The organism is Myroides sp. C1519, assembly GCF_038039755.1.
Lineage (GTDB): Bacteria > Bacteroidota > Bacteroidia > Flavobacteriales > Flavobacteriaceae > Flavobacterium > Flavobacterium phaeum_A.
The window spans coordinates 17,724-36,916 of the sequence record NZ_JBBPHM010000007.1 but is presented as its reverse complement, the minus strand read 5'-3'; the positions used below and the strand labels follow the sequence as shown (position 1 = coordinate 36,916).

Here is a 19,193-nt window from a genome sequence, read left to right as displayed (position 1 = left end):
TAACTAATCCTCTATATTTAAATGTTCAACTCTCAAATAATCTTTATAACTCGATACAATCACTTGCTCTCCAACTTCTAATCCAGATATCACTTCATAATATGCTGGATTTTCTCTTCCTATTTCTATATTTCGCCTTTGGGCTTTGTTATTTTTAACCACATATACCCATTCGCCTTTTGTGTCTTGATAAAAGTTTCCTTTGGCTAATAATACTCTCTTTTCTTTTCCAGATAAGAATAATTTAACCCCGAAACTTGTTCCTTCTTGTAATTTTAATTCACCTTCAGTCAAAAATTTCAACTGTACTTCAAAGCGGCCACTTTTTACTTCTGGCAATATCTTCGTTACTTCTACAGTTGTAATTTGTCCTTTTAAATCTACCTGTCCTTTTTGTCCAACAACTACCTTGTCTAAATAAAACTCATCAACTTGTGCGACCAACTTATACCCCTCCATTACATCTATCTTTCCAATACTTTCACCTGCTTGGTAGGTTTTCCCTAACACTGCTTCAAAAGAGGATAATCTTCCAGAAATAGGGGCTTTCAATAAAAAGTTGCCTTTGTTTTCTTTCAACTTCTCTAAGCTTTTTGCTAAAACAATCAGTGATTGATCCATTTGTTGTAACTGTACTTGATTACTTTGCTTTTCTTTAGCGATACTCTCTTCCATCAATGCTTTTCGCTTTTTTTGATAAGACAATGTCTCTTTTGTTTTATCCCAATCACTCTGAGAAAGTACCTCTTGGTCATATAGCTTTTTGTTTAACTGATATTGCAATTCGGCATTTTTATAGTCGTATTCGATGCTAATTAAATCTTTTGTTAAATTTAGTTCTTGACTTCGAATATTCATCTTATTCACGTTCAAATTATTCATTTGTTCAATTAGCGATGCTTCTTGAGACATAAAACTGAACTCCGCAGTTGGATTATATATGCGTACTAAAGGTTCTCCTTTTTCAACCATACTTCCATTTTCTACAAAGCGCTCCTGAATAGATCCTCCCTCAACGATATTCACCAACAAAGAATGTAGTGGTTCTACTTGTGCCTGAAATGAAATATACTCCTCAAAAAAGTCTTCTGTAACTTCTCTAATTCTTATCTCTTTTTTAGGTACATTTAAGACTACCGTCTGAAAAAACGTAAAGTAAGTAGCTAACAATAAAAGTATTATTCCTACTATAGTAACTAATACTTTAAGTTTTTTTCTATTTTTACGAGGAAGGGTTCTGTCCATACTAACGCTATTTTTCTTTTACAATGAGAAAAATGTGCCAGTAGACTATAAAATAGCACACCCTTAAATATCAACACCTTACAAAAAAAGACAAATTTACAGTGTCCGATAACGAACACTATTTTGTCCGCTTTTGAAACAGCAATAAATTACTATGAGAAAGATTATAGCCAACATATTAGTATTAGACGACAATTCGGAGATTTTAATCGCGGCTAAAATGTTATTAAAACGTCATTTTGAAACAGTAAACACGAATACAAACCCTAAAAAAATAATAGAATATTTAGGAGAAAACAGTGTTGATGTGGTTATTTTGGATATGAATTATCGCGTTGGTTTTGAAGACGGAAAAGAAGGTATTTTCTGGTTTAAAGAAATTAAACGTCTATCGCCTAATACACAGATCATCTTAATGACATCTTATGGAAATATTGAAACAGCTGTTGAAGGAATTAAATTAGGAGCTACGGATTATATTCTAAAACCTTGGAACAATGATGCGTTGATTGAAACTGTAAAAGGAGCAGTCAAACAAGCCCGTAAAAAAGGGAACTTACCTATTGTTTCTTCTGAACAAGATAAGGTATTTATTGGTGAAGCGCCAAGTATTCAAAAGGTATATACAATGGCAAATCGCGTTGCTAAAACGGATGTTAATGCGCTTATTTTAGGAGAAAATGGTACGGGTAAATACGTATTAGCAAAGTACATTCACGACAACTCCCTAAGAAAAGACCAACCGTTTATACACGTTGATTTAGGCTCATTGAATGAAAACTTGTTCGAAAGTGAATTATTCGGGTATGCTAAAGGGGCTTTTACAGATGCTAAACAAGATACAGAAGGCCGTTTTGAAGCAGCAAATGGTGGTACTGTTTTCTTAGATGAAATTGGAAATGTGCCTTTACACTTACAAGCAAAACTACTTCAGGTAATTCAGTCAAAAAGTGTTATTCGATTAGGTGAATCAAAAGTTCGCCCTGTAGATATTCGAATTATTACAGCTACAAATGCTGCAATAGAACAAGAAGTAAACAACAAACTATTTAGAGAAGATTTATATTATCGAATTAATACAGTAACCCTGCAGCTTCCTCCTTTGAGAGAACGAAAAGAAGATATTAGTCCGCTTTTATCTTTCTTTATCAATGAATACGCCTCTAAATACGAGAGAAGTGTTCCTGTGGTAAGTCAACAAACAATTTCTTCTTTAGAAGCTTATGATTGGAAGGGAAATATTCGTGAAATGCAAAATCGCGTTGAACGTGCTTTGATATTAACAGATGAAGCTGAATTAAAGTTAGCAGACTTTGGCATTTCATCAACAATGATAAATGATAGTCCTGTTGAAGAAAATACGCTACAAGATATGGAGCGAGTTTCCATCTTAAAAGCCTTAGAAAAACACGAAGGCAATATTAGTCAAACGGCAGAAGAGTTAGGTTTATCACGAGCTGCTCTTTATAGAAGACTTGAGAAATACAACATTAAAAACTAAATAGAATACGCAATATGTCTTTTCACACTAAAGCATTTATACGCATCGTTTTAATACTTCTTTCAGGAGTATTAGCTATGAATTTATATTCACAGGGATTGTACTATTCTTTGCTATTAGTAGTATTGCTAATTGCTGTTCTTTTTGTGGAATTATACTTTTTTCAAAAGAAGTATTACAACACCATTGACCGCATATTATTAGCGATGATTTATGATGACTTCTCTTTGAAATCAAATAAACCACAAGCGAATGAGACAATGAACAATTTGCAGTTGCTATATCAAAAATTACAAAATAAACAACAAGAAAATGAGGTTAGAGAATTGGTGTACCTCAACATTCTAAACAATATAGAAACGGGAATTGTTATCCTTGAAAGAAAAGAAGACAAATGGGAAGTGTTTTTGATCAACGATTACTTCTCTCATTTGTTTGATATTCCAAAGGTAAAATCGTGGACAAACTTAGACCGTTTATTACCCGCATTGACAAGTCATTTACAACACTTAGGCTTTAAGGAGTCGAAAGAACCTATTGATATTAAAATTGAAAATGATGAAAAACAAACCTTCATTTTACAAACCTCAACGACGGTTAGCCAAAATCAAGAATACTTCATTGTTCTATTAGATTCTATTCAAAAGGTATTGGACAAAAAAGAAAGAGATACGTGGGAAAATCTAATGAAGATTATTTCTCACGAGATTATGAATTCCCTTACACCTATTCACTCTTTAGCTCATAATACGCAAGAAATTTTAAACGAAGAAACTCCGCTGACAGATGACGATATTGACGACTTAAAGGTGAGTATAAACACTATTGTTAATAGAACAGATCACTTGCAACAGTTTATCAATAACTACCGCAAGTTGACAATGATGCCAAGTCCTAAAAAACAATTAGTAGCTGTGTCTGATGTATTGAAAAACAGTATGGAAACATTGTCTCCTTTGTTTAAAAACAAACAAATTACCTTAGCGCATAACTTTGAAAGCAACCCGACACTTGAATGGGATGTTCATCAAATGGAACAAGTAATCATAAACTTATTAACCAACGCAATGTTTGCTGTTAATAAACAAGAAAATAAGTTAATACAACTCAACCTTTTTGAAAAGAACAATCGCTTGTGGATTGAGGTTATTGACAATGGCCCTGGTATAGAAGAGGCTATTAAGGACAAGATTTTTATTCCTTTCTACACTACCCGTGAAGAAGGAGCTGGAATTGGTCTGCCGTTATCTAAAAATATCGTAGAAATGCACAATGGTTATCTTTCTTATAGTCGCAAGGAAGAAACGACTGTATTCGCATTAAATTTCCCTCTTACCTAAAAATGATTACTCTCTAAATAGTAGACATCATTTATCTCACTTAACGTTTAGCACTTGGCAATGCTATAAGAGTATTCGTAGGCTATTTAACTACTGCATTGTTATGTCCTACTCTTTGTTTACTTGTTGTAAATTCCTTTAAATTCCCTAAACTACAATACTTTGCCTGAGAATATATTTGCCTTTAAAGAAAATTTCTTTTTGATGTGCTACACCACCAATTACATCTTATAAAGAAAGAAGCTGAATATTATTTAAACGGAGACAAATTACCTATACAGACTAAGTAAAAAGACTCTTTTAAAATACAATGACAAAGCTCTATTTTTAGGCTCCTCTGAGGCTTGTCTGACAATCCTCCGACAGTTGTCCGACTAAAATGATGCTCAGGCCAGTAAACTCGGACAATTGTCAGACAATTTTGCGTGTATATCAGACAATAACTAATCTAAAAATTGGACTAAATTATACTATAAATCCTACTGCTAACAAGAGAATGCAATCCTAATAGCATTTACAAACTCTTTGATAGCAAGAGATACAAGAGATTTATCTTTTTTACACAGCCTTTTTTGGGCAAGAAAAAAGATTTATAATTAACTACAAAAAAAAGGGTTGAAATAGGTTAATTTGAAGAAAAAACAACTTTTGAATAGTGTTTTTATAGAAAAAAGCTTTACAAAAGAGTCATTAAATAACTTTTTAGCTCAAAAAAATGGTGCTTTGTACAATGGTACTTTTTACTTCTTCTCCTTGTTTTTCAAAAAAGAAACTAACTGATATAATAAATAAAGCCCAGAATAATTACTATTCTATACATACAGGAGGTATCCACAATAGTTCTTGGAAGTTTTGAACTTTATTGTCTTTAATAACAACCCCTTCACTCTCTAAAAGCTGTTGCATAAGGTTAGTTCCATCAAAATGATGCTTACCACTTAGTAGTCCAACGCGGTTTACAACGCGATGTGCGGGCACTGTGTCGTCAAAATGAGAAGCATTCATCGCATAACCAACCATTCGGGCTGACTTTGCAGCACCTATCGCCTTTGCAATAGCGCCATACGTTGTAACCCTTCCTTCAGGTATTTGCCTTACAACGGCATAAACTCGCTCAAAGAAATTGTCTTTCTCTGCCATTACGAAAACAGCTTGTAAATGGTAATTAAACTGATTACTCCTGTGATTGAACCAATCACATAATTGATATTTTTGAGGATAAAAGCGTCTTCACGTGAAGGCTTTTTAAAGAAAGAAACGTAGATATAAAACATTAACCCAGAACCCAAAACAACTCCTAATGAAAAGAAAATCGTATAAATCATCTCAAAAATAGGATAGTTGTAACTGGCCAAAGTAACACTTAAAAATACGTAATAAGGTATTGGGAATACATTAATAGCAGCTAATAAACCTCCGTATAGAAAAGGCGATTTAAGCTTAGAAGGACTTTGTTTTTTCTTCTTCTCTTTTTTCTTAGCAAAGAATAAAAAGTAAATAGTTAACAACCCAAAAATAACAAGCCCTATTTCGTGTAATGCTTCTGTTATAGCAGGACTCGAGTCAATTAACTTTGCAAAAAAGATGGCAATATACGTTTGAATAAATATAACAGCCAAAGCACCACAAACGTATAAGAACGCTTGTTTACCTCCGTCTTCCTTTGCTATTTTTACGGCAGTCATATTAAGCAACCCGGGAAGGGAAACTCCCAGAGTTGCTGCAAAAAATCCTAATAATAGTAATGTAAATATCTCAAATACCATTCTACTTAATTCTGAATTGAATGTAAGTAATCGCTTTGTTTTGTTCTAAATACTGAGATTCGTAGAACGTTTGAATTTCTGTTACTACAGCTGGAGCACCTTCATTTTTGTAAACGTGGTGGTTAGCGTAAAGCACTTCGTGTCCTTCTCCGTGTAATAAACCTAAAGTATAACCGTGCATAAACTCACTGTCAGTTTTTAAGTTCATTATACCATCTTCTTTCAAGATTCCTTTATAACGTTGTAAAAACTCACTATTTGTTAAACGATGTTTTGTACGTTTGTACTTGATTTGAGGGTCTGGGAAAGTAATCCATATCTCACTAACTTCTCCTTGTGCAAATGCGTATTCAATCAATTCAATTTGAGTACGTAAAAAAGCTACATTATTCATTCCAGAATCAACAGCAGTTTTTGCACCTCGCCAAAAACGAGCTCCTTTGATGTCTATTCCAATAAAGTTCTTTTCAGGAAAACGCTTTGCTAACTCAACAGTGTACTCTCCTTTTCCACATCCTAACTCAAGGATAATTGGATTGTCGTTTTTAAATACTTCTTTACCCCAGTTACCTTTCTGTGGTAAATTTTCAAGCATTTCTTCTCTTGTAGGTTGAAACACGTTGTCAAAAGTTTCGTTCTCTCTGAATCGCTTTAATTTATTTTTACTTCCCACGTTTTATTCAATTAAAAATTTGCGCAAAATTAAGTAATTATACCGAAAGTAAAATTTTTTATTTTTTTCTTTAACGCTATCTGTCAATAAGATACAGATTTTATTTTTCAAGCTTACTCGTTAAAGCCTTTTCTAAGGTAAATGAAAATTCAGATCCATAGCCATAACTACTCTCTACATAGATGTGTTCATCGTGAGCTTCAACAATATGTTTTACAATAGAGAGTCCTAATCCTGAGCCTCCTACTGTTCGTGACCCACTTTTATCAATGCGATAAAAACGTTCAAATAAACGAGAGATATTCTCTTTTTTAATCCCTATTCCGTTATCGGTAACTCTCACGATTAATTTATTCTTCACAAGGTCTTCTATACTTACTTCAGTAGTTCCCTTTTCTTTACCGTATTTAATAGAGTTGTCAATTAAGTTCGTTACAACTTGACCTATGCGCTCTTTATCTCCTACTACATAAATAGGCTTGTCATAGTTCATATCAAAAATCAAAGAAATATTGCGTTTTTTAGCCTTATATTCTAAAAAGTCAAACGCATGTTGAATAGTCTCAACAATATCAAATGTAGTTTGGTTTAAATGAAGTCGACCTGTTTCTAATTTAGTAATCATATCCAAGTCTTGTACAATATAGATTAATCGCTCTACACTGAGACTTGTACGTTCTAAATAGTTATCGCGCACTTCTAAGTCATCAACAGCACCATCAATTAGTGTGTCTAAATAGCTTTGGATTGTAAAAAGGGGAGTTTTTAATTCGTGTGAAATATTACCTAAGAATTCACGTCTGTACTCTTCGCGAACTTCTAAGGATTCTACTTCTATTTTCTTGTTTAAAGCAAACTTTTCAATCTCTTCTGTAAGTGTTTTAATATCCGTCGTTACAGATCTCGATCTTAATTCACTATGCTCTAAAAGTGAAACATTGTCATAAATTTTTTTAATCCTACGGTAAATAAAGTACTCCACTCTATATTGTAGAATAAAAAAGGATATAGTATAAAGAAAGGCACAATACAATAAAAGGTACCACACAGAAATCTCTAAAAAGAAAAAAGTAAATGGAAATAATACAATAAAGCTAATCAAAGTAATCACAGATGATGACTTTATTGCAAACTTATAAGAGTTCTTAAACTTAACAGCCATTGGTTAATCCTCCATTTCAAATTTATAGCCAACTCCTTTGATAGTCTTAATAATATTTTCGCCAAGCTTACTGCGAAGTTTTTTTACGTGAACGTCAATTGTACGATCGTTTACTACAACATCAACTCCCCATATAAGATCAAGGATTTCATATCTATCAAATACTTTTCCTGGATTAGAACTCAATAGCGATAACAATTCAAACTCCTTTTTAGGGAGTCTTATCTCTTCGTCTTTCAAGAAAACCTTATACATCACTCTATTAATAACTAAGTCTCCAAAAGAAACCGAATCACCATTATTTTCTTCATCAGTTACAAAACGCCTAAGTAATCCCTTTACTTTACCTATTAAAACTTTTGGTCGTATAGGCTTAGTTATATAATCATCTGCTCCAGCATCATATCCTGCAACTTGAGAATAATCTTCTCCTCTTGCTGATAAAAATGCAATTACCGTATTAGAAAGTCCTTTCATCTTTCTTAACCCTTCACACGTTTCTATACCATCCATTTCAGGCATCATAACGTCAAGCAATATTAAATGTGGCTTTACTTTTCTTGCTATTTCTAATGCTTCCGCACCACTATTAGCAACTAAAATCTTATAACCTTCTTTTTTTAGATTGTAATTAATAACGTCTATTATATCCAGGTCATCATCTACCAACAAAATTTTAATCTTCGAGTTTTTCATGATTTCAACAATGTTTTACCTTCCAAATATAGAATATTAAATAGAAGTAAACACTTACTTTACAATTAATTAATATGTTAACAATTAATTAATATTAGATTATAAAATCATAATATTAGATTAATGCTATTCCACAAAAAACAAAGGTTATTTGTCTTCATAAACACAACTTTTAAATTTTTATGAAAAACTACTTATCAATTATTTTTTTATTGGCAACTGCAATCGCCTTTGGCCAAAAAGCAGAAATCAAAGGAAAAATAACAGACAACACAACCAAAGAACCTTTACCGTATGCTACTGTTAGTATTAAAAATACATCAATTGGAGTAAATACAGATCTTGACGGAAACTACCAAATAGCTTTAGATCCTGGTACACACATAATTATTTTTGAATATATCGGATACCTTCAGCAAGAACAAAAAATTACAGTTACTGCAAAAGAAAAAAAAGCTCTTAATGTAGCTTTACAAGATGAACACGTAGAATTAGAAGGGGTAGTTGTTACTGCTACTCGCTCTAAAGCAAGAGAGTCTGCTTTATTAATTGAGCAACAACGCTCTGCTGAAATCAAACAGCATATCGGTTCTCAAGAACTTTCTCGTAAAGGGGTTAGTGATGTTGCGACTGCTGTGACAAAAACAACAGGGGTTTCTAAACAAGAAGGCTCTGGAACTATCTTCGTAAGAGGATTAGGTGACCGTTACAATAGTACTTCTTTCAATGGGCTACCTCTTTCTTCAAATGATCCGGAAAAGAAAAATATCAGCTTAAACATCTTTAATACAGATATTGTTGAATATTTATCTATCGACAAAACGTATAGTACTCGTAATTATGGAGATTTTGCAGGGGGTAATATTGATATTATTTCTAAAAAACACAGTGGAGAAGGTTATGTACAATTAGGAGTTAGTTCAAATCTTAACTCAAATGCTTTTGAACAAAATAGCTTTAGAACAACAGGTAATAGAAACTATATTGGTTTTTCTAAAAAAGACATTCCTACTAATCCTTTAGCTGCTTATACTTTTACAAATACTACGCAGACTAATGAGAGAACTCCATATGGATTAGGTCTTAGCTTAGATGGTGGTAAATCATTTTACTTTGGAGCTGAATCGTCTTTAAATTTATTTGCTACAGTTTCTTTTAGCAATAATTTCAAACACAAAAAGGGTATTTCTCGCACAGCACAAGCGCAAAACGACTTTACTAAGAACTTAGAGATGGAGTCTTTTGAATACAATACAAATACTACTGCAATGTTTAATGCTGATTACAACATCAATGCTAAAAACAGTATTAAATACAACGTATTATTCATCAACGATTCTCAAGAAAAAAATGATGAATACCGCGGATTCATCAGAGATATCACACTTGACAATACTGACCATACTTTCTTAAATAGACAGAACTATAAACAAGATATGTTGTTTGTTAATCAGTTATTAGGTACTCACAACTTAACAGAACAATTTGACTTAAACTGGGGAGTTGCATATAACCGTGTTTCAGCACAAACTCCAGACAGACAACAGTACACAATCAACAAACTAAAAGATAGCGATGCTTATAAGTTTTCAATAAACTCAAGATCTGATAACAACCGTTACTTTGAAGACCTTACTGAAAATGAAATAGCAGCAAACTTGGCTGTAGATTATAAATTCGGTAAAAACGAAGAGAATTTATACAATGGTAAACTTACTGTTGGATATAATATGAGAAGCAAAGAGCGCAAATTTGAAGCAACTCAATTCGTATTCCAAATCAACAATGAATACAATAATAATATTAATCCGTATGCTTTAGATCAGTTCTTCAATCAAACTAACTTTGAAAACGGATACTTCAAAACGTATACTTTTAGAGGTGGTGTAAATACGCCTGATGCATTGAAACCACAGACTTATAATGGTGATTTACTTATCAACGCTGGTTTTGCAAATGTGGAATATAAATTATCAGACAGACTTTCAGGTATTGTAGGATTGCGTTTTGAAAAGATATCTCAGAATGTTGATTGGCAAACGCAATTGGATGTAATAAAAACAGAGAATAAGTTTTCTAAGAATGCCTTCTTACCAAGTTTGTCTTTGCGATATGCAGTTAATGATAAAAACAATTTAAGATTTGCTTTTTCTAAAACATATACCCTGCCTCAATTCAAAGAAAGAGCGCGTTTTATTTATGAAGATGTAACAGAAATTAAAGTGGGTAACCCTGACTTATACGCTTCTGACGACTATAACTTTGACTTAAAATGGGAATTTTTCCCTACTAATGATGAAGTGTTCTCTGTAACTGGTTTTGGTAAATACATCGAAAATCCAATAAATGAGATTGTTTCTTCTTCGTCTTCAAATGATATCACGTATGCTAACACAGGTGATTATGGTTATGCAGCTGGAGTGGAAATTGAGGTTCGAAAAAACTTAATCAGCTTTGATGATGTGAATACAAATAAAATTACTGGTGGTGTGAATGCTTCAATAATGAAAACATACCAAAAGTTAGATAATGAAAAGGTAAATCGTGAAAACAAATATCTGAGTACTTCTTTTACACACGAAGATGCAAGTTTTACAGGAGCATCAGACTTCTTATTAAATGCTGACCTTTCGTATATCAAAGAATGGGGTGACCAAAGTTTGACTACTACCATTTCTTATGCACACTTCTCTGATAAATTATATTCTTTAGGTACTGAACAAGGAGGAAACTTAGTTGACAAATCGTTTGGAATGTTAGACTTCGCTTTTAAAATGAACTTCTCTAAAAATTTTGGAATGAGTTTTACAGCTAAAAACTTATTAGATCCAAAAATTGAAAGAAAACAAGAGAATCTAACACAAGACATATTAGTACAATCGTATAAAGTAGGTTCTAATTTCAGTTTAGGCTTTAATTATACATTTTAACGTTGTGTTTAAATAAGTAACTTTTCGAGGGAACTTATGCCGGTTGAATTTAAATTCAACCGGTTTTTTTTTGACCATAATCAATACCATTCTTAGAATTAAATATTTTAAAAAACTGCCTTTAATCTTATACACTTACAAATAACTTTTTAACAGCAGAGGTACATCAATAAAATAGAAGTAAAATAACCTTTCAAAGTCACTTGTGTAATATTCTCCTTGAAAAACAAGTAATTATCTAAATGTATCTCTCACTTTATATTAACACAAAAGACACATAACCCATTCATAATTAATATTTTCATCACACTTCATTAACACAGTGGTAATATTACAACTGCATCTTTGTTATAGAAAAAAAACTATAACACTTTTAAATTATGAAAAAGCTACTTAGACTTGGATTAACACTATCATTAGCAACAGTATTATTTGCAAGCTGTTCATCAGACGACAATTCAAACAACACAGGTAAACCTGGAGATGGAGGAACAATTACTCCACCAACAACAGAAAACACAATTGGAGGGGAACTTAAAAAAGGAGAACACTTAAAACTTGAGAAAAACAAAACATACAACTTAAAAAGTAAACTTGTCGTTGGAGATGGTGCTAAGTTAACTATTCCTGAAGGTGTTGTAATTATCGGAACAGGAGGAACAAGCGCATATATCGCTGTTGCACAAGGAGGACAAATCTTTGTTGAAGGAAATAAAAACAATCCAGTTGTTATGACTGCTGCTGAAAAAGAAAGAGGTAGCTGGGGAGGTTTAGTATTATGTGGTAAAGCACCTATTAATAAAGGAACATCTGCTACTGCTGAAGTATCAGACTTAACGTACGGTGGAGATGTTGCAAACGACAACTCAGGTTCAATCAAGTACTTAAGAATTGAATATGCTGGAGCAAACTACAACAGTGAAAAAGAATTTAATGGTCTTTCAATGTTTGGTGTTGGTAGCGGTACTACTATACAATATGTACAAGCACACGAAGGTTCAGATGATGGTTTTGAGTGGTTTGGTGGAACTGTAAGTGCGCAATATTTAGTATCTACAAACAACGATGACGACCAATTCGATTGGACTGAAGGATGGAATGGCCAAGAAAACAAATTCTGGTATTCTAAACAATCAGGAACTGCAGACAGAGGATTTGAAGCAGACAATAATAGCAACAACAGAAGTGCAAATCCTTATTCTAATCCAAAAATTGACGGAGTTACTTTAATCTCTGCTAAAAAAGGAGAAGGTACTGCCTTAAAATTACGTGAAGGGACTAAAGGTCAAATCTCAAATATAGTATTAAGCGGATGGAAAGTAGGTATCGATGTTGAACACGATGAAACACTTGACAACGTATCTAAAGGTTCTTTATTTGTTAAAAATGTACAGTTAATTGATGTAACAACTAAAGTTTCTGGTAAAGACACAAAAGGAAATGCTTCTGATGCAACTAAAGTACTAAGTGAAGCAAATAACAGCGGTGCTGGTAATGGTGCTGGTGTTCCAGAATGGACAAAAGGATGGACAGTGGGACTATAATATATCACTTTTCAAAATAAAAAATGTTAAAAAAAAGCGTATGCCCTAAAAAGCATACGCTTTTTAATTTTTTATTAGAATTATTATTACTACTTTTATACCATAATTTCTCTTAGATGGCAAATAAATACTTTTACACTATCGTATTGTTCATTACAATGTTAGGCGCAAGCTCAGCATTCGCGCAAAGTGGATTGCGTTACAATGAACCAAGATTTTCGAACCAGAATATCGAAGGGCTGTCTATATCCCCTAATCCTGCTGCTGCCAGCGGAAAGTTGTATATAGAATCGACGAAAAACGACCCGAAAGAGGTTGAGCTTTATAATGTAGTGGGTAAAAAAGTATTTGCAATGACGATGAATACAAAAGAACTTAGTTTGCCTTACAGCGTTAATGCGGGAATTTATATTATAAAGATTAGAGAAAACAATGCTACTTCTACAAGAAAGATTGTTATCAAGTAAGCATTTCTAAAATATTAGATTTAACTGAAAAAGAGCATCGCATAAAAGTGATGCTCTTTTTTTATTTGTACTTTTGCCTTAAAATATTTTTTACCGTGTTTAAACCAGAAGAAATCATACAAATTCAAACTAAGAAAGAGTTTCACAAAATAGCTATGAAAGTCTTTCGCTTTCAGTATGAAAATAACCCTGTATACCAACAATTCTGTAACTTATTAGAAAGAACTCCTGCTAATGTAAAAACATTAGTTGACGTGCCTTTTTTACCAATTCAATTCTTTAAATCAAAAGAAGTATTAAGCTCTACAGATCCCATTAAAACTACTTTTACAAGTAGTGGTACAACAGGAATGGTAACAAGTAAACATCACGTAACTGATCTTTCTTTCTACGAGGAGAGCTTTAGAGCTGCTTTCTCGCACTTTTACGGAAATATTGAAGACTATGTAGTCTTAGCCCTTTTGCCTTCTTATTTGGAGCGCGAAGGGTCTTCTCTTATTTATATGGCTGAAGACTTTATCAATTCTTCTGCTCATCCTGAAAGTGGTTTCTATCTTCACAATTACGAAGAATTATCTTCTAAATTAATTGACTTAGACCAACAAGGAAAAAACATTCTTCTTATTGGAGTTACTTATGCTCTTCTTGATTTAATCGAACTGAATAAGTTTGACCTGAAAAACACCATTATTATGGAAACAGGAGGAATGAAAGGTCGTAGAAAAGAAATGATCCGAGAGGAATTACATAAAATCTTATGTGATGGTTTTGGTGTAAATAAAATACACTCGGAGTATGGAATGACAGAATTACTGTCTCAAGGATATTCTTTTGGAGATGGTATTTTTGAATGCCCACCGTGGATGGATATACTTACTCGTGATCCAGAAGATGCTTTAACTTATGTAGAAGAAGGAAAAACTGGAGGAGTGAATGTAATTGATTTAGCAAACATAAACTCGTGTTCATTTATCGCAACACAAGATTTAGGAAAGAAATATTCAGATGGATCTTTCGAAATACTGGGAAGATTTGACAATTCTGACATACGAGGTTGTAACCTTATGGTAGTATAAAAAAAAAGGAGCTTTAAAAGCTCCTTTTTTTTATACCTTATTTTATTTTTCTAATAAGTCCATTTTCTCTGCGAAATAATCACAAAAGTCTTTCATTGTAGCAGACATCTTTTCGTCTTCTGTTGCTCTTTCAAAAGTATCTGCCATAGCTACTAATGTTTGGTGAAAGAATTTCTTCATTTCATCAACAGGCATATCTTTTGTCCATAAATCAATACGCAAAGTTTCTTTTACTTTGTGATCCCATATAGATAACAACATCGCTTTTGAAGCAGCATTTTCAACACCACCGTCTTTTGCTGTCCATGATATATTTTCTGGAACGCGATTTTCATCTAACTCTACTCTAATTTTTATATCAGAAACGTGATTTTTACTCATTACTTTCTCGGTTTGTATTTTGATTGTTCGAAAATTTCTTTTCCTTGTGTATTAAAAAGTTGTTGCAAAGTTACATTATTATTTTTCATATACGAACGTACAATTTGCCAACCTAACCAAGCTCCTACTTTTCCTGGACTATCTGCATCTATGTCTAAATAGAATTTAGAAAAAGGAGCAGGCTCTATAAAACGGGTACTTAACTTTGAATCTGTTTCAAACAACAATTGATTCTCCACAAAATAACGCCACATATACTCTTCATTTACCCCACACCAAGCTAATTGTTCTTTGGTATATCCAATTAAATTTTCTTTATCAACTCCTGGCAACAATAGCTCTTTTGCATATAACATCTTCCCTTGTTGAACCATATTTGCCACAAATGTTCTATCGGTATTTGGTCGCATCTTTTGCATCACAAAACTCTCTGCTAAATCTGGTAATATCTGACTTTTGTCAAACGTTCCTCTTAAATACTCAGGGAAGTTCATATAAAATCGATGGTCATTACCTAAGTAAGTATCCAAGGCAATCAAAGCTAAACTATCAGCATATATTGCTTTCACAGAAACATCAACTTCTGAAATTGCTGTTATTACTTTCTTCTTAGTCCCCTCTTCTGGAAAATAATATTTTATATGCTTAAAGAACGATTCTAAGTCCTTTGGCAAAGCACCCAAATCTTTATATTGTTTCTCTACTTCTTCATTTAACTCTTGAAAAATTGTATCACTCTTTTTCTCAATCCAAAACTCATCTGTAAGTTGAGCAGGAAACATATAAGGAAACTTTTGTTTTACTGCAGGTAACTCTTCTGCTTTACTTGCATAAAATATTTCATCAAAACGCTCTACTTGCATTTCAACGGGAATAGCTCCTATTTCTTTTTCGAGCTGACTTTCTTTATTGCCACATCCAACATAAAAAAGGCTACTCGCAAGCAAAACTACAAGGGATAAATTACTAAATTTGAAAAAAGTCATCTTGTTATATTTTTATACCAAATACAAATATACTAAGATAGTACACAACCTATCACAAATATTCTAAGACATGATTAATAAAAACTTCAATACACCAGCAGTTACGCAACATATTGTTACTTGGTTAAAACAATACGCTGAGAATGCAAAAGTACAAGGTTATGTAATTGGGATCTCAGGAGGTATTGACTCTGCTGTTACCTCAACCTTATGTGCTATGACAGGATTACCTCTTCTTTGTGTAGAGATGCCTATTCATCAAGACCCTACACAGGTTAGTAGAGCAAAAGAGCACATCGCTTTTTTACAACAAAACTTTTCTAATGTACACGCTACAGAAGCTGATTTAACTTCATCATTCGAAACATTTAAAAATGCTGTGCCTTCTTCTGATAACGAAGCTCTTTTAAATCTTACCCTTGCTAATACAAGAGCGAGATTGAGAATGACCACGCTTTACTACTATGCTGGATTACACAGAAGCTTAGTTGCAGGAACAGGAAATAAAGTAGAAGACTTTGGCGTTGGTTTCTTTACAAAATATGGTGATGGTGGTGTAGATGTTAGTCCAATTGCCGACTTAATGAAATCTGAAGTTAGAGCTATTGGTGAGTTCTTAAAAGTTCCGAGTAGCATTATAATCGCTAAACCAACAGATGGTTTATTTGGTGATGAACGTTCTGATGAGGATCAATTAGGTGCTAATTATGACGAATTAGAAGTAGCAATGCTTGCTTATGAAAGAGGTGCAAAAGCAGAGGACTTTACAGGTAGAGAAAAAGAAGTTTTCGAAATATACAGCCGATTAAATCGAATCAATCAACACAAAATACAGCCTATTCCAGTTTGTGTAATACCACAAGAATTAAAATAGCAATCGCTATTCTATACTTTTTGTCAGTTATTGGCTAAAATATTACATTTGACAAAAAATAAGGAAATGAAAAAAATTATTTTATTATTTATAGCAATCTTGTCTTTCTCTGCTTGTTCTACAACAGATGATTATGGATGCTATGAAGGATATGTCAATACTTATGATCTTAGGCCTTCTGCTAATATTGATCCAAGAGGTTTAATCGTTCGCGGACTTAAAGGAAATGAATACACGGTTATTAGATCTCAAAGAGAATTTAGAGATAGAGTTAGAGATGCGCGTTATTTTGAAAATCAAATAGACTTTTCTCGCTATGATTTAATCATAGGACAGGTTTATATTAAAAACAGAAATGTAAAGATTGAAACCATCCTAACGCAATTTTGCAATTATTCTAATCAAGTTTTATTAGAAGTCAAACTTTACAATAACCGTCAAAGATATGAGGACTTTATAACGTACAATGCTATTGTACCAAAGTTAAGAACAGATGATGTAGTCGTTGATACAATCATATACGAATAAATACAAGAAAGCCACTTTAGAGTCTAAAGTGGCTTTCTTGTTTAATTATCTATTGTTTTAAAACGAGACGTTACTTGTCCTAATCGCTTTGAAAACATATTTATCAGACTTGTATAATCCATAATGATTGACAATAGTTCCAACGAACGCTTCTCTTCTGCATCTTTCAATTTCGCTTTATACTTATCTATCATTGTATTTACTAAATACATTCGAAGTGTCAATATTGTTTCAGTAACGTACTGAGAAATACCTTGTGATTTTTGTTTCACAATAATATTCTGTGACTCCCATTTGTGCAATGAATTCTTTTCATCTTCCATAATGATACTGGTTACTTCATTTGAAAACTGCGGAGCTAACCTTTTTAAATAGTTTTCTAAACTCCACTCATTATGGTTGTAATAATCCATAATATCACTGTAAATAGCTTTAAATAACGGATTAGCCAACTGCACCTCATCTTCTTGTAAACTCAAGAAAATGCGCTCATACACCTTTTGCTCTACTTTATTTTCTACTTCAATTACTTCGTTATCTTCATTTGCATCCAGAAGTAACTCTATAAATACTTCACGTTCATTACCGTATAAAAGCAATATCTCTATTATCTTTCGCTCTAAATTATATTGAGGATCTATCTGTTCTTTATCTTGTGGAGATGAATGAACTACTTCAAGTTTTTTCTTCTCTTCAATGAACTTTTTATTAGCATCTGCTAATTCTTTTCGCCCGATTTGTGCTAAAGAATTAAACAATACTTCCTCCGAAATATCCATTATACGCGCACATTCTTGCACATAAATTTCTTTCTGAATTTGGTCTGGTATCTTAGAAATACTCACAACCATATCCCTAATTAGGTCAGCTTTTTTGATAGGATCATTCTTTGCTTCATCCATCAACAAACTTGCTTTGAAACGGATAAAGTCTTTCGCATTTCCTTCAAAATACGTCTCTAACTGTTCTTGTGTATGTTTTCTTGCAAAACTATCTGGGTCTTCTCCTTCTGGCAATGAACAAACACGAACGTTCATTCCTGCTTCCAAAATCAGATCTACTCCTCTTAACGAAGCACGTACTCCTGCAGCATCACCATCAAACAACATCGTAATGTTTTTTGTCAAACGGCTTACTAAGCGAATCTGATCAGGTGTTAAGGCAGTACCCGAAGACGCAACCACGTTTTTAATCCCTGCTTGATGCATCTGGATAACGTCTGTATACCCCTCAACTAAGTAGCAATTATCTTTCTTTGCTATTTCTTGTTTTGCGTGGTAAATACCATACAACACTTTACTTTTGTGGTAAATATCACTCTCAGGAGAGTTCAGATATTTAGCAGCCTTTTTATCATTAGTCAAAATACGTCCACCGAATCCTAAAACACGACCAGACATACTTTGAATAGGGAACATCACACGTCCTTTAAAGCGGTCAAACTTCTTATCTTCCTTAACAATCGTTAACCCTGTCTTTTCAAGATACTCCAATGAATATCCTTTTTGTATTGCATCGTCAGTAAACGCAGTCCACTTATCAGGAGAATACCCTAACCCAAAGTCTTTAATAGTCTCTGGTGTAAACCCACGCTCCTTAAAATAAGACATCCCAATTGCTTTTCCTTCTTCCGTCTCATACATTGTATCGTGAAAGTATTTTTTGGCATACTCAGACACCACAAACATACTTTCCTTTTCATTCATATGCTCCTTCTCCTCATCTGTCTGTTGCGTTTCTTCAATCTCGATACCGTATTTTTTGGCTAAGTAGCGAATCGCTTCAGGATAAGAGAAATGTTCGTGTTCCATTAAGAAACTAATCACATTCCCTCCTTTTCCAGAACTAAAGTCTTTCCATATCTGCTTAACTGGAGATACCATAAACGACGGAGTCTTCTCGTTTACAAAAGGGCTCAGACCTTTGAAATTACTACCCGATTTTTTCAGGTTTACGTAATCTCCGATCACCTCTTCTACACGAGCTGCGTCAAAAACGGCATCAATAGTACTTTTAGAAATCAT

Annotated in this window: 17 protein-coding genes; 8 read left to right on the top strand and 9 right to left on the bottom strand. The window is 33.2% G+C overall.

The features are described from left to right. Positions 1-3: 3 nt before the first annotated feature. Positions 4-1,245 carry an efflux RND transporter periplasmic adaptor subunit gene (locus AABL81_RS05760; protein WP_341340550.1) on the bottom strand — a complete coding sequence of 414 codons (1,242 nt, stop codon included), beginning with the start codon at positions 1,243-1,245 and terminating at the stop codon, positions 4-6. A gap of 154 nt (positions 1,246-1,399) precedes the next feature. On the opposite strand from AABL81_RS05760, the gene AABL81_RS05755 reads away from it, so the two are divergent. Both AABL81_RS05755 and AABL81_RS05750 read left to right on the top strand, forming a co-directional pair. Next, on the top strand, positions 1,400-2,746 hold the full coding sequence (locus AABL81_RS05755) for a sigma-54-dependent transcriptional regulator (protein ID WP_158209932.1): 1,347 nt from the start codon (positions 1,400-1,402) through the stop codon (positions 2,744-2,746). A 14-nt stretch (positions 2,747-2,760) separates the two neighbouring features. Next, complete coding sequence (locus AABL81_RS05750; protein ID WP_341340549.1) at positions 2,761-4,086, top strand: sensor histidine kinase; 1,326 nt, start codon at positions 2,761-2,763, stop codon at positions 4,084-4,086. Positions 4,087-4,893: 807 nt separating this feature from the next. Here AABL81_RS05750 and AABL81_RS05745 read toward each other — a convergent pair. The 5 genes from AABL81_RS05745 to AABL81_RS05725 form a co-directional block, all read right to left on the bottom strand. Next, positions 4,894-5,226: an MGMT family protein gene (locus AABL81_RS05745; RefSeq protein WP_158209930.1), complete on the bottom strand. Its 333-nt coding sequence runs from the start codon at positions 5,224-5,226 to the stop codon at positions 4,894-4,896. Then, positions 5,226-5,852, bottom strand: a complete 627-nt coding sequence (locus tag AABL81_RS05740) for an amino acid permease (protein WP_158209929.1) — start codon at positions 5,850-5,852, stop codon at positions 5,226-5,228. The genes AABL81_RS05745 and AABL81_RS05740 overlap by 1 nt, the downstream gene beginning before the upstream one ends. 1 nt (position 5,853) lies before the next feature. Next, entirely contained in the window at positions 5,854-6,525 is a 672-nt protein-coding gene (gene trmB, locus AABL81_RS05735) for a tRNA (guanosine(46)-N7)-methyltransferase TrmB (RefSeq protein WP_341340548.1), read from the bottom strand. 100 nt (positions 6,526-6,625) lie between these two features. Then, a complete protein-coding gene (locus tag AABL81_RS05730; protein WP_341340547.1) occupies positions 6,626-7,687 on the bottom strand; it encodes a sensor histidine kinase in 1,062 nt (353 codons plus the stop codon). 3 nt (positions 7,688-7,690) lie between these two features. Next, positions 7,691-8,383 carry a response regulator transcription factor gene (locus AABL81_RS05725; RefSeq protein ID WP_158209926.1) on the bottom strand — a complete coding sequence of 231 codons (693 nt, stop codon included), beginning with the start codon at positions 8,381-8,383 and terminating at the stop codon, positions 7,691-7,693. A gap of 182 nt (positions 8,384-8,565) precedes the next feature. On the opposite strand from AABL81_RS05725, the gene AABL81_RS05720 reads away from it, so the two are divergent. The 4 genes from AABL81_RS05720 to AABL81_RS05705 all read left to right on the top strand — a co-directional run bounded on the left by AABL81_RS05720 (position 8,566) and on the right by AABL81_RS05705 (position 14,400). Beyond that, positions 8,566-11,313 (top strand): TonB-dependent receptor, encoded by a 2,748-nt coding sequence (locus AABL81_RS05720; protein WP_341340546.1) that lies wholly within the window; start codon positions 8,566-8,568, stop codon positions 11,311-11,313. Positions 11,314-11,693: 380 nt separating this feature from the next. Continuing rightward, positions 11,694-12,857 carry a hypothetical protein gene (locus tag AABL81_RS05715; RefSeq protein ID WP_158209924.1) on the top strand — a complete coding sequence of 388 codons (1,164 nt, stop codon included), beginning with the start codon at positions 11,694-11,696 and terminating at the stop codon, positions 12,855-12,857. 116 nt (positions 12,858-12,973) lie between these two features. Next, positions 12,974-13,324, top strand: coding sequence for a T9SS type A sorting domain-containing protein (locus AABL81_RS05710; RefSeq protein WP_233269313.1), 351 nt, complete (start codon positions 12,974-12,976; stop codon positions 13,322-13,324). Positions 13,325-13,419: 95 nt separating this feature from the next. Next, a complete protein-coding gene (locus tag AABL81_RS05705; RefSeq protein ID WP_158209923.1) occupies positions 13,420-14,400 on the top strand; it encodes a LuxE/PaaK family acyltransferase in 981 nt (326 codons plus the stop codon). 42 nt (positions 14,401-14,442) lie between these two features. Here AABL81_RS05705 and gldC read toward each other — a convergent pair whose 3' ends face one another. Next, complete coding sequence (gene gldC, locus AABL81_RS05700) at positions 14,443-14,781, bottom strand: gliding motility protein GldC (RefSeq protein WP_090409473.1); 339 nt, start codon at positions 14,779-14,781, stop codon at positions 14,443-14,445. Then, positions 14,781-15,767: a gliding motility lipoprotein GldB gene (gldB, locus tag AABL81_RS05695; protein WP_158209922.1), complete on the bottom strand. Its 987-nt coding sequence runs from the start codon at positions 15,765-15,767 to the stop codon at positions 14,781-14,783. Before gldB ends, gldC begins: the two co-directional genes overlap by 1 nt. A gap of 70 nt (positions 15,768-15,837) precedes the next feature. Between gldB and nadE the strand changes: the two genes are divergently transcribed. Beyond that, entirely contained in the window at positions 15,838-16,641 is an 804-nt protein-coding gene (gene nadE, locus AABL81_RS05690) for an NAD(+) synthase (protein ID WP_341340545.1), read from the top strand. Between the two features lie 66 nt (positions 16,642-16,707). Continuing rightward, on the top strand, positions 16,708-17,169 hold the full coding sequence (locus tag AABL81_RS05685) for a hypothetical protein (protein WP_158209920.1): 462 nt from the start codon (positions 16,708-16,710) through the stop codon (positions 17,167-17,169). 41 nt (positions 17,170-17,210) lie between these two features. On the opposite strand, the gene dnaG is transcribed toward AABL81_RS05685, so the two are convergent. After that, on the bottom strand, positions 17,211-19,193 hold the full coding sequence (gene dnaG, locus AABL81_RS05680; protein ID WP_341340544.1) for a DNA primase: 1,983 nt from the start codon (positions 19,191-19,193) through the stop codon (positions 17,211-17,213).